Origin of the sequence: Roseimaritima sediminicola (assembly GCF_009618275.1) — a bacterium.
GTDB lineage: Bacteria > Planctomycetota > Planctomycetia > Pirellulales > Pirellulaceae > Roseimaritima > Roseimaritima sediminicola.
The window spans coordinates 101,481-113,272 of the sequence record NZ_WIAD01000005.1; the positions used below are offsets into that span (position 1 = coordinate 101,481).

At 62.9% G+C, this 11,792-nt stretch carries 10 protein-coding genes and 1 pseudogene; 4 read left to right on the forward strand and 7 right to left on the reverse strand.

The annotated features are described in order from the left end of the window. Positions 1-216: 216 nt before the first annotated feature. Positions 217-885 (reverse strand): annotated as a pseudogene (locus tag GE027_RS23700) (reprolysin-like metallopeptidase); the annotation flags it as partial. A gap of 36 nt (positions 886-921) precedes the next feature. Here GE027_RS23700 and GE027_RS22790 point away from each other — a divergent pair. Next, positions 922-1,089 (forward strand): hypothetical protein, encoded by a 168-nt coding sequence (locus GE027_RS22790; protein ID WP_162006575.1) that lies wholly within the window; start codon positions 922-924, stop codon positions 1,087-1,089. Between the two features lie 506 nt (positions 1,090-1,595). Here the strand turns inward: GE027_RS22790 and GE027_RS04665 are convergent. Together GE027_RS04665 and thpR are read right to left on the reverse strand one after the other, a co-directional pair. Further along, entirely contained in the window at positions 1,596-2,882 is a 1,287-nt protein-coding gene (locus GE027_RS04665; RefSeq protein ID WP_153556016.1) for an Lpg1974 family pore-forming outer membrane protein, read from the reverse strand. Between the two features lie 181 nt (positions 2,883-3,063). After that, positions 3,064-3,633: an RNA 2',3'-cyclic phosphodiesterase gene (gene thpR / locus GE027_RS04670; RefSeq protein ID WP_153556017.1), complete on the reverse strand. Its 570-nt coding sequence runs from the start codon at positions 3,631-3,633 to the stop codon at positions 3,064-3,066. Positions 3,634-3,714: 81 nt separating this feature from the next. On the opposite strand from thpR, the gene GE027_RS04675 reads away from it, so the two are divergent. Continuing rightward, positions 3,715-4,728 (forward strand): YheT family hydrolase, encoded by a 1,014-nt coding sequence (locus GE027_RS04675; RefSeq protein ID WP_153556018.1) that lies wholly within the window; start codon positions 3,715-3,717, stop codon positions 4,726-4,728. 231 nt (positions 4,729-4,959) lie between these two features. Here the strand turns inward: GE027_RS04675 and GE027_RS04680 are convergent, their stop codons facing one another. The 4 genes from GE027_RS04680 to tatC all read right to left on the reverse strand — a co-directional run bounded on the left by GE027_RS04680 (position 4,960) and on the right by tatC (position 9,865). Next, entirely contained in the window at positions 4,960-5,127 is a 168-nt protein-coding gene (locus tag GE027_RS04680) for a hypothetical protein (RefSeq protein WP_153556019.1), read from the reverse strand. Between the two features lie 349 nt (positions 5,128-5,476). Continuing rightward, positions 5,477-7,198: a glutamine--tRNA ligase/YqeY domain fusion protein gene (locus GE027_RS04685; RefSeq protein ID WP_153556020.1), complete on the reverse strand. Its 1,722-nt coding sequence runs from the start codon at positions 7,196-7,198 to the stop codon at positions 5,477-5,479. Between the two features lie 146 nt (positions 7,199-7,344). After that, positions 7,345-8,655 carry a cytochrome c gene (locus GE027_RS04690; RefSeq protein ID WP_153556021.1) on the reverse strand — a complete coding sequence of 437 codons (1,311 nt, stop codon included), beginning with the start codon at positions 8,653-8,655 and terminating at the stop codon, positions 7,345-7,347. A gap of 37 nt (positions 8,656-8,692) precedes the next feature. Then, entirely contained in the window at positions 8,693-9,865 is a 1,173-nt protein-coding gene (tatC, locus tag GE027_RS04695; protein ID WP_153556022.1) for a twin-arginine translocase subunit TatC, read from the reverse strand. A 225-nt stretch (positions 9,866-10,090) separates the two neighbouring features. Between tatC and GE027_RS04700 the strand changes: the two genes are divergently transcribed. Both GE027_RS04700 and GE027_RS04705 read left to right on the forward strand, forming a co-directional pair. Then, complete coding sequence (locus GE027_RS04700) at positions 10,091-11,059, forward strand: type I phosphomannose isomerase catalytic subunit (protein ID WP_237607277.1); 969 nt, start codon at positions 10,091-10,093, stop codon at positions 11,057-11,059. Positions 11,060-11,431: 372 nt separating this feature from the next. Beyond that, positions 11,432-11,701 (forward strand): membrane or secreted protein, encoded by a 270-nt coding sequence (locus tag GE027_RS04705; RefSeq protein ID WP_237607279.1) that lies wholly within the window; start codon positions 11,432-11,434, stop codon positions 11,699-11,701. Positions 11,702-11,792 lie beyond the last annotated feature (91 nt).

Below are 11,792 nucleotides of genomic sequence, written 5' to 3' on the forward strand. Positions count from 1 at the left end.
GGTGATGGTAATGACGTCGTGAGCGCCGGTTCCGGAGACGAAGTTGAAGTCTGGATTGGCCCCCACATTGGCATCTGCGGCTAGCTGGTCGAACGGTGTGCTTGTGCCATTTCTGGCTTCTAAGTCGTTGTAATCGACTAAGCCAGCTTGCGGTGAATTACCATCGCCACGGATAACTGGATACCGCGAAAAGGCAATCGACGAGGTCGTGCTGTTTGTGTTCAAGTAGGACATCACTTCTGAGCGATGCAGCAAGTCGGTAGCGGCAGTTCCCGACCCGTTGGTCAAAGAGTGTCGCAGGCCCAGGTTGTGCCCCGCTTCATGAGCGATGTTGTTCATTACATTAAAGTTGAATCCGCTGTTGATTCCCGTGAACACAACGGCAACATCATCGTGAGCATTGCTTGCCGCATTGAGGTCTGAGGTATCCAAGCCGTTAACTGGCGAAGTGCCGCCCCCGCTCGGTCCGTAGATCCTTTCGTTTGGACCACCAGGATCCGCGACGAACTGACCCACGAAAATGTAAGCATCTTTGAAAGCAGCATTGCCACCTCGAAGTGTGGTAACCACGTCCGCCATACCAGTGGCGGCGGCTACGTTTCGTCCATCCGCGGTGGCCTGGGCTGCGGCTGTTAGTTCAACAACCTGTACATCGAGAGGCAGGTAAGCGCGGCGCACGCTAGCCATCATGGCCTCCCGTTCTGCCGCCGTAAGCGTAGGGGCCATGATGTCCAGCGCTGTTCCGGCATTGAATCCGCTGGAATCCTCTAACTGCGGCCCGAGGATCCTGTTGCCCGGAGTGGGATCATTGGCGACGTCCCGAAATGCGCCTTGCGTTGTGGATAGCACACCGTTTGGGAAACTGTCACCGAAATCGACAAACATGTATGCCGTCAACAACCGGCGGTCTTCCAGGGTTTCGTGCCCGAGCAAACGCTGGCGGAGGGTGTTGCGGCGGGCGGCCTTGCGGGTTTCGTTGCGGCGGGAGTGCTGGTTGCGCGCGGCGCCGAAGATTTTGCGAATGCTCATGGCACGGTCCTGGTGATCAGCTTGGTGTTGGAAAGAGAAGAAAAGACGTTCGGCGGGTGATCGACCGACCGGACTTAACCGCTGTCACGCCACAAGGGCTCGACGCGTGCATGGCAACCGCAAACCAGCGTTGCCTGAGAGATATTGGGCCCGAAGGGCTTGGGCTCAGAGCGGAGCCGCAAAGAAGAAGACGGCGAAGGCCGCGCTGGCTGGTCGTCGAGCGTCCCTGTACCGGTTCGGAGGGACGCGGTGGGGCCCGGCAGGAGCGCCGGGGGGATCGTTCGGCCCGGCCACCGAACCGAGGGTTCGCTGCCAAACAACTGACGACGCTGCGTCATGTGATTCCCCCAGGTTGTAGGTCGCCTTCCAGTCTTCCGAGGTGTCAATATCGGTAGAATAGGCAACGCCTGAGGGGGTTGCAACGAATATGAGGGGGATTCACCCAGAATTCGGGAACTTTCTTGACCTTCGCTGCAGCCACGAAAAAAGGCGGCCGACTGAAAAGTCGGCCGCCTTGGCGGTTGATCAGGGAGATGATCGGAGTGAAGTGTTCGCGAAGCAGCGACTTAGAACAGCATCGTCAGCCGGGTGGTCAAGCCGCTGAAGGTGATCGTTTCGTCGACATCCAGCAGGTTGTTGCGGCGGACCGCGTCGACGTAGCCGCGAGTGCTGATCGAGTCGTACCAGCCGCTCATCAGGTAACCGATCTGGGCCCGCACGCGGCCGCCCTGCTTCTGCCAACCGAGGCCGATTTCGCCTTCCAGGATGGGCGTGGCACGGAAGTCTTCAAAGTCGTTGCCGACGCGGCCGCCACCGAACTGGTTGACTTGGCGGTAGTTGGCTTTCCATTCACCGGCCAACAAGCTGACCATGCCCTTGCCGTAGCAGAACAGGCCGGTCTCGCAGCTGTAGCGTTCGAAGTCCAAGCCGCCGGTGATGCCGAAACCGTCGAAGTCGATGTCGGTGGTGACGGTGGTCAGGCCGGTGGCCACCTGCACGGTCTGGGCGCCGATCAGGTTCTGTTCCATGTTGCCGTAGCGAACGCCGCCCGACCAGTTCAGGGCCATGGTGTTGCTGCGTTTCCAGAGGTGACGGTAGTTGACGTCCAGCGTCTGGAAGCTCATGTCGTGCTGAGCCGAAGCCTGCAGGCTGGCCGCTCCGGTGGTCAGCAGGCTGGGATGCAGGATTTGCGAATTGAGGACGTTGGTGCCGGTGGCGTTCAGCGTATCGGTGTCGCTGCCGCTCCAGTAGCTATAGCCCACGTGCAGGCTGCTGCACTGGCTGGCCGCCAGCGAAGCACCGACGCGGAAGCCGGCTTCGGCGTCCAGGTCGACGATTCCCAGCGGGCCGGTGGGCGTGTCGGCGGCCGTCGGTCCGGTGTATTCGGCGGCGTGGATGATGTCGCTGCTACCGGCGGTCAGCAGCAGGAATTCGCCGTAGGCGCTGTTGCGGTGCGCCCACCAGGGTTGCGGGCAGCGATCGGTTTCGCACAGCCCACCCAGCAGGGAACCGCTGCGCTTCGCCCGCCGCTTGAACTTGCGGCCGCCACCGCAGCCGCCATCACACACCGGCGCCCCGCAGCCGCAGCTCTCGCCGTAGTACAGGCCGACGTCGCCGGCAGGGCTCTGCGGCTCGTTGAGCACGTACCCGGCTTCGTGCGAGACCGCTTCGACGCCGCCGTACAGGTGTTGGTCGATGATCTCCTGGTATGTCTGTTCATCCAGGCGAGCGGCCGCTTCGGTTTGGCCCGGCTCGTCGGCGTGAAGAACGTCAACGGCGCAGGTGCCGCCGAGGAAAGCCAATCCTGCTGCGGCGACGCCGCGTCCCATACGTGATAGCAAGCTTCTGGACATCTTGATCGCCTTCTGTAGTTTTATGCGAACGGATCGTCTGCGGCTGTCAGCCACGATACATCTGGCATTTCCGCGACAACTGGGATACTCCCCTTTTCAGGGTTATTAGATCGACCCGCGGGGAACGAAATTCCGCGATTAATCGAACCACCCGGACGTCCTTCGCAATCGTTACAGATTCTCACTGCAGGGCGATCGTGTCCATCACGTGGTAGCTGGGCCCGTGTTTGTCCAGATAACTGGCGTAGACGCAAACCTCTCGGGCCTGCATCCAGCCCAGGTCGCGTGAGGCGTTTTCGGCCAGCCGCTGGGCCAGCTGCTCCGGATGGCGGCCGCCGCGGCGGGTACGGCCGAGCGTCAGGTGGGGCATCCAGTCGCGCGGCTCGCGCTTGAAACCCAAGGCCGCGAATTCTTCCTCGAGCTCCGCGACCAGCTGCGCAAATACTTCGCCGCCGCTCTCGATCCCGGCCCACACAACACGGGGCCGCCGAGCATCGGGAAAGCCGCCCGCGCCGACCAAGTGCAGCGGCGTGACCGGAACGTGCTGACAGCAACGACGAACCACCTGACAAACCCGAGGGATCATCGTGTTGTCGACGTCGCCCAGGAACTTCAGCGTCAGGTGCAGGTTGTCCAGCGGCACCCAGCGGACGCCGTCCCCCTGGTCTTGAAGTTTGCGAACCAGTTCCTTGGCGGCTTTCTGAACATTGGGTTCCATGGGAACCGCAATAAAGGTACGAATGTCTTTCATGCCCGTACTATTGCCGGGCCAGCCGATCCATACAAGCGCCCGCGGCCCGGCTGTTCTCTCCCTTTCGGTGACAATCCTCGCATGGCTTCGACCTCTTTCCCCGTGCCGTTTCGCCCGCCCTGGCTGTGGGCCGGCGGACACCGGCAAACGATCCTGGCGGCCCTCGAGCGACCTCCGGCGACGACCTACCGGGCGGTCGCCACGCCGCTCGAAACCCGCGACGGCGACTGGTTGGTGCTGCACGACGACCGGCCCGACCGCTGGCAACCGGGCGATCCGACGCTGTTGCTCCTGCACGGCCTGTGCGGTTGCCACGCGGCCGGCTACATGATCCGCTGGGCCGAACGCTTTACGCGGGCGGGCGTGCGCACGTTTCGGCTGGACATGCGAGGCTGTGGCGCGGCGTTCGAACGCTCCCGCCAGTTAACCCACGCCGGCCGCAGTGACGACGTGGTCGACGCCCTCGACGAGATCGCTCGGCAGACCGGGTCCGGACCGCTGTGGGCGCTGGGCGTGTCGATGGGCGGCAACCAATTGCTGCGGGCCTGCGGCCGCGGCGACGCGAGCGAGGCGAAGGCATCGAGCGGCTCGAGCAGTCCGGGACTGCAGCGACTATGCCGCGTGGCGGCAATCGCCCCCCCGATCGATCTGCCCTGCTGCAGCGAGAACATGCAGCGGATAAGCCTGCGGCCTTACAACTGGTACTTCATCCGGGCGCTGCTGCGCCGGGTGCCGCCGAAGGTGCAGGCCAGTACCGAATTTCGTCAGCTGTCGCTGGACCGGTTGCCGCGGACACTGCGTGAATTGGACGGGCGGGTCACGGCGCCGCTGGGCGGCTTTGCCGACGTCGACGATTATTACCGCACCGCCTCCTCGGCGCCCTACCTGTCGCAGCTGCGGCGGCCCACATTAATTGTCGCCGCCGAAGACGACCCGATCGTGCCGGTGGAGATGTTTCGCAGGCGGCCGTTGTCCGAGCAGGTGGTCACCACGATCACCCGCCGCGGCGGCCACGCCGCCTACATCGCCCGCGACCGCACGCGGTGGCTGGACGAGACGCTGATGACATGGTTTCAGCAGGCAGCCGTGACATAGCCCGAGGGGCGGCAGAGCCTTGGCCGAGGCCGGTCAGCCCCCGGGTATCAACCAGCAAAACAGTTCACAGCCTCGTCGAGCGATCGCAGGCGATTGCCAGTTGCGAAGCAACGACCGTCGATAGGCTGGGATGCCAATCTCAGGTCAGCGATACCCCGCGCCACCTGCCGTCGCTCCGCGACTCCCGGCATGTTCTGAGGGCGTCCTACCTCGGATTGGCATCCGAGGCTATCAACTGCCATCGCTTCGCGATTCAGCGCCGCTGGCGTGCTCGTGCTCGTGCTCGTGCTCGTGCTCGTGCTCGTGCTCGTGCTCGTACGCGTGCACCGTGACCGTTCGAGTTCGGGGGGCGGCAGAGCCTTTGCCGAGGGCGGTCAGTCCCCGGGTATCAACCAGCAAAACAGTTCACAGCCTCGTCGAGCGATCGCAGGCGATTGCCAGTTGCGAAGCAACGACCGTCGATAGCCTGGGATGCCAATCCCAGGTCAGCGATACCCCACGCCATTGAAAGTCGCGGAGCGACGGCAGGTGGCTAAGGCCACCTGCCGTCGCTCCGCGACTCTCGACATGTTTTGAGGGCGTCCTACCTCGGATTGGCATCCGAGGCTATCAACTGCCATCGCTTCGCGATTCAGCGCCGCTGGCGTCCTCGTCCTCGTACGCGTGTACCGTGACCATTCGAGTTCGGGTACCGCTGCGCTGAGTTCGAGGGGCGGCCGAGCCTTTGCCGCGGCAAAGACGCGTTCGCTCAGTGGACTTTGCCTTTGGCTTGCATCTTGCCCCAGGTGTCGCGGAGGGCGACGGTGCGGTTGAACACCGGAGCCGAGGGCTGGCTGTCGGGATCGGCACAGAAGTATCCCGTGCGCTCGAACTGGACGTTCTCCCCGGCGGCCACTTCCAGCAGCGCCGGTTCCACCTTGGCTTGCGCAGTTCGCAGCGATTCCGGATTCAAATGATCCAGGAACGAGCCTTCTTGGGATGCCACATCGGGTTTTTCAACCGTGAACAGGCGGTCGTACAGTCGCACTTCGACGTCGCCGGCGTGCTCCGCGCTGACCCAGTGAATGGTGCCTTTGCATTTGCGCTGCGAGTTGCCGCTGCCGCTGTGCGTGTCGGCGTCGTAGGTGCAGAGGATCTCGGTCACGTTGCCCTCGTCGTCCTTGATCACGTCGTGGCAATCGATGATGTAGGCATACCGCAGGCGAACCGCGCCGCCCTTCTTCAGGCGGAAGTATTTGCGGGGGGCTTCCTCACGGAAATCCTCGCGGTCGATGTACAGCGTGCCGCTGAAGGGGACCTGCCGTGTGCCGGCCGCCGGGTCTTCGGGGTTGTTGACCGCCTCCATCATTTCCACCCGACCCTCGGGCCAGTTGGTCAAAGTTAATTTCACCGGATCCAGCACGGCCATCCGTCGCGGGGCGACCTCGTTCAGGTGGGTGCGGACGGCGTTCTCCAGCTTGATCACGTCGATCGTGCTGTTGAATTTGGCGACCCCGATATCGTCGCAAAAGGCGCGGATCGATTCGGGCGTGTAGCCGCGGCGGCGGAGTCCCACCAGGGTCGGCAGCCGGGGGTCGTCCCAGCCACTGACATAGCCCTCCTGGACCAGTTGCAGCAGTTTGCGTTTGCTCATCACCGTATAGGTCATGTTCAACCGCGCGAATTCGATCTGCCGCGGGTTGTGGATGCCCAGCGTCTGGCAGAACCAGTTGTACAAGGGACGATGGTTCTCGAATTCCAGCGTGCAGATCGAAAACGAAATGTTCTCCAGCGAATCACTCTGGCCGTGCGCCCAGTCGTACATCGGGTAGATGCACCACTGGTTATCGGTGCGGTGATGCGGCGTGTGCATGATCCGGTACATGACCGGGTCGCGAAGGTTCAAGTTGGGCGACGCCATGTCGATCTTGGCCCGCAGGGTTTTCGCCCCGTCGGGAAACTCGCCGGCGCGCATCCGCTGGAACAGGTCCAGGTTCTCCTCCGGTGTGCGGTCTCGGTAGGGGCTGTTCTGGCCGGGCTCGGTCACGCTGCCGCGATAGCGCCGGGTTTCTTCGCCGTTCAGATCGCACACGTAGGCGTGCCCGCTTTGAATCAGCTGCACCGCCCACTGATACAGTTGTTCGAAGTAGTCGCTGGCAAAGTGCAGGTTGTCCCAGTCGAAGCCCAACCAGCGGATGTCGTTCTTGATCGAATCGACGTACTCGGTCTCTTCCTTGCTGGGGTTGGTGTCGTCGAAACGCAGGTTGCACGTGCCGCCGTACTTCTTGGCCAAGCCGAAATTCAAACAGATGCTTTTGGCGTGCCCGATGTGCAGGTAGCCGTTGGGCTCGGGCGGAAAGCGTGTCGCGACGCCGTCGAAGCGACCGGCCTTGAGGTCCTGCTGGATGGCCGTCTCGATGAAGTTCAGTTTCTCGGTAGCCGATTCTTTCTCGGCAGCCGGATCATGGGACGGATCGGGAGCAGTGGACATCCGTGGTTCCTGTACAGGTTGTGTTTGGAGCGGAAAGGCAGGGAAGGGTGTCGATGGGAATCCCCCTCACCCCCGACCCCTCTCCCCCGAATTCTGGCTCGCTTAGGCTCGCCAGAATTCGGGGGAGAGGGGAGAAATCGGTTGGGCTAGGTCTGGGCGTCGGCGGCGGGTTGTTCCGCCGCGGGCGGCTCGGTCGGAGCCGCTTCGGACTGGCCGGATTCGCTGTCCTTGCCCAGGAAGCGAACGAAGTTGATCAGGTGCCAGACGTCCTCTTCCTCGAATTCGCCCGGCACGTAGGTGACCGCCGGCATGGGCGTGCCGGCGATGCCGACGGTGATCCGGCGATACAGCTCTTCGGGGGCCGAGCCACCGTGGAAGACGCCTTCGGCAAAGTTTCGCGGCTGGATGTTCTTGGGTTCCAGCGCGCCGCGGGCCAGCAGCGGGATCAGGCTCTCGCGGTCCTCGGGTTTGAGGTTCACGCGGGTCGTCCAGTCCTTGGTCCAGTCGTCATAGTCGGCGGTCTGGCCGTCGCCCTTGCCCTCCTTGCCGTGGCACTTGGCGCAGGCGGCGATCTTGCCCTGAAACGCTTCGCGTCCCCGCTCGATCGACGCCAGCAGCGCGTCGGCTTGGGGTCCCTCGAGCATGGCGTTCATCTCTTCGCTGTTGGCCGGCACCGGGATGTCCTCGGGCAATTCGACTTCGACCACATCGTCCGGGGCGTCCAGCCAGTCTTCGGCGATTTCGATCGCGTACGCTTCGGCGTACTCCCAGGCCTCTTCGAAGTCTTCACGAGCTTCTTCGTCTTCGGAATTGCGTCCGGCCGGATCGATCAGCCGTTCGTCACCGGCCACGTCGATGCCTTCATTGATGACGTCGTCGATCAGCATCCGTTCCAGCTCGCCCCGCCAGGACAGATAGATCACGTAATCGACCAGGGCCTGGACCTGTTCGTCGGTGATCTGCGGCACGGCCGTCATGGTCGTACCCGGAATGCCGTCGCGAATTAATTCGGCCAGATCGTCGCGGGTGGGTTTGGCCGAACGCTTGGTGCTTTTGAATTTGAACACCCCCATGCGGTAGTCGCGAGGGTAGGGGGTCGAGAGTGTGGAGTTGATGCCGCGGCCGCTGCCGTTCTCGCCGTGACAGGTCACGCACAACTTCTCGCGGTACAGCCTCTGGCCTTCGTGCAGGCGGTCGACCGAGACGACGTCCGCCAGGTCTTCGTCCTCGGTGATAAACTCTGGCAACTTGGGATTGGCCGGCGTACCGAACATCTCGTTGACCGCCCAGTTGGCATCCTCGAGGGACTGCTGCATGGGCAGTTCCTCGGTCATCTGGTACTTGTAGGCGTGAACGTAGTTGGGTTCGAATTGCAGCTCGGCCTGCGGCTGGCGGTCGCAGCCGGTCAAAACGACTGCGGCTAGTCCGACCACAGCAAAGCGGATGCAGAGATTCATGGAAAATGTGCGTACCAGCTGGAGGAAGTCCACGGAATTACCGCGGATCCAGGGCGGCACTGCCGAGCCCGCGACCTCGCGGAATGTACTTACACATTAATATACCGAGAAAGTACAAAAAGATCAGTGGCACGGCCAAGGCAACCATGCTGGTCACATCCGCAGGCGTCAGGATCATCGAGGCCACGCAGATCACCAGGATGGCGATTCGCCAACTGCTGACATACGACTCGACCGTGAACATCCCCAGTCGCTCCAGGAACAGCATCACCAGCGGCAGCTGGAACGCCACGCCAAAGCCCAGCGGCAACAGCAGCACAAAGTTCATGTAGTAGCTGAGCCGTGGCTGGATATCGACGCTCATCCCGGCGTTGAACGTCAGCAGGAAGCTGAGCACGTAGTACAGCACGCCGAAGAACGCCAGGCACACCCCGGCGGTGAACAGGATCACGCTGACCGGCAGGTACACGTACACGTACTGCCGCTCGTGCGGGTACAGGCCGGCCGACACGAACCCCCACAGGTGGTAGAAGATCATCGGGCTGGCCAGCACCGCTCCGATCATCAAACCGGCCTTGATCCAGATCATGAAGCCCTCTTCGGACTTGTGCGAGTTCAGGCCGGCTTTGGAAGGCCGCAGCATGACTTGACGCGGCAGGTTTTCGACCGTCTGGCCGCTTTGCATCAAGGCCAACAGGTCCTGCTGCTCCTGGAGGATGTGTTCGGGCAGCTCGTAATTTTCGACTTCAAAACTCTGCGGTGCCGGCGGCTCCGCGCCGGCCAGCGGTTCGTTGGCGGCCACGTCCGGCACGACCAATTCGTCGCTCTCCTCCACGGTGCTCTCGTCGTTGTCCGCCGCGGGGGTCGGCAGGGCCGACGCGACTGCGGGAGCTTGCGGGACCAACAGAACGGTTTCGATCTCCAACGAGTTGTGGACCAGGAACTGCCGCAGCGGTTTCAGTTGTTTGGCGTCGGGCTCCAGGCCGCGGCGAGCGATCTCGCGGTCGGCTTGAAAGGTCAGGATGGCTTTGCGCAGCGGCTGCTGGACGTATTCCACCAGCGAATTGGCGAAGATTAATCCGATGCCCAAGCCGATCGCCAACCACAACACCGCACCGCGAAGCGCGCTACGCAGCTCCTCCAGGTGCTCGCCGAAAGTCATCGTCGAGTCGTCGAATAGGCTGTCCTTGGGACGCGATGGCAGTTCCACGGTGGAGCCGGTTCCTTGTGATTTCGTTGGAAAAAGGCGCCGGTATCCCGGCTGGTCTGACAGACGCGAACCAGTTTAACTACGAAGCAAGACTTTGGTGAGGTGCACCCGGCGGATTGGATGTTTCTGACGCCAAAACGACGGTTCATTCGGTGCGATTTCTGCAGGTTTTGTGATTTCTGATGGTTCTAAGGTTCCAAAGGTTCGAAGGTTCGGGAGCGTAGCATGCTGTATCCGCTGGAGTTTGTGCCGGTCATGCAGGATTACCTGTGGGGTGGGCGGCAGTTGGCCGAGGTGCTGGGCAAGCCGCTGCCGGACTCGCAGCGGGCCGCCGAGAGCTGGGAGGTGGTCGATCACGCCGAGGCGCAGAGCGTCGTGGCCTCGGGGCCGTTGGCCGGGAAAACGCTGGGAGAATTGGTTCGCCAGCACGGCCGAGATCTGCTCGGGGCGGCTGGTCAGAGCACGACCGAGCGGTTCCCGCTGCTGTTAAAGTATCTGGACTGCAACCGCGATCTCTCGGTACAGGTCCATCCCGATGATCGCTACGCCGCCACGCTCGATCCGCCGGATCTGGGCAAGACCGAAGCCTGGTACATCGTCGACGCCCAGCCCGGCAGCAAGCTGTACGCGGGGCTGAAATCGGGCGTCGATCGCGAGGCTCTGGCCGCCGCGGTCCAGGCCGGCCAGACCGACCGCGTGCTGCACGAGCTGCAGCCCCAGCCCGGCGACTGTGTCTTCATCCCCGCCGGAACCGTCCACGCCTTGGGAGCGGGCTTGCTGGTAGCCGAGATCCAGCAGGCCAGCAACACCACGTTTCGGCTGTTCGATTGGAATCGCGTGGGCCCCGACGGCCAGCCTCGTCCGCTGCACATCCAGCAGGCCCTCGAAGTCACCGATTACGACCGCGGGCCGGTGGACCGGCAAACGCCGCAAGCGGAAGAGGGCGGCTGGCAGCGGTTGGTCGACTGCGACAAATTTACGCTGCAAAAAGGACAGGGCGAAGACGCTCTGGAAGTGTCCCAGCGAGACGCGTTCTCGCTGCTGACCGTGCCCGCCGGCAAGGCCACGCTGGTCTGGCAGGGGGGCCGCACTCCGCTGGCCGCCGGGCGATCACTGCTGGTGCCGGCCGTGTGTGGCGGCTACGAAGTGCGGCTGGACCAGCCCGGGACGGTCGTGCTGCGGATCGACCCGTAGCCGAACTCGCCCGTCGCCGCATGCGCCCGTCGCCGAACTCGCCCGTCGCCGAACTCGCCCGAGTTTGGGGGAAGCGGCCCCGACGTCTCTGCTCCAAAGTCTTGCGGCTTTCGCGTGGAGCCGGCTATGAAAACCCAGGCCGTTGGCCTGGGCTGACGTAGGGTTGCCCCGTTGGGGCGAGGGAATGCTTGTGTCATTCGGGGGCGTTTCTCCCGGTCGACGGCGGAAACGTTTTGGCTAATGCTAGCAATGTGATTTGTCGATGATGGGAATCGTGGGCGGATGCTCTTGGCCTGCCGCGCCCGGTTTGGCTAGGATCCACCACGGGTTCTTGTACATACACATGTCGATTGTTCTGCGGCTGAGGATACCATGCGAAAACTTGCGTTCTGGATGTGCTGCGCCGGTTTTGCGTGTGTATCGGCCGTGTCTCTGGGTTGTCGCGGCCGTTCGCTGCTGCCGCCGCCGGGGCCGATCGATTACCAGCAGGGCAGGGCGGTGCTGCACGATCCGTTTCCGCAGAACGACATCGGCGTCGAGGAAAAAGCCGCTCGGCCGCCCTCGTACCAGAAGCCGCTGGCGGAACCGGTCCGCGATCGGCTCTACCGCGACGGGTCGCCCTGGTGGTTTTTCGGCCAATAGCGGCCTGAAGGGCAGGAGGCAAAAAACGCGGGATGTGTTAGTCTGGGCAAGCGTCTGCCGACGACTTTGTCCTTCACCACCCCCGCTAGTG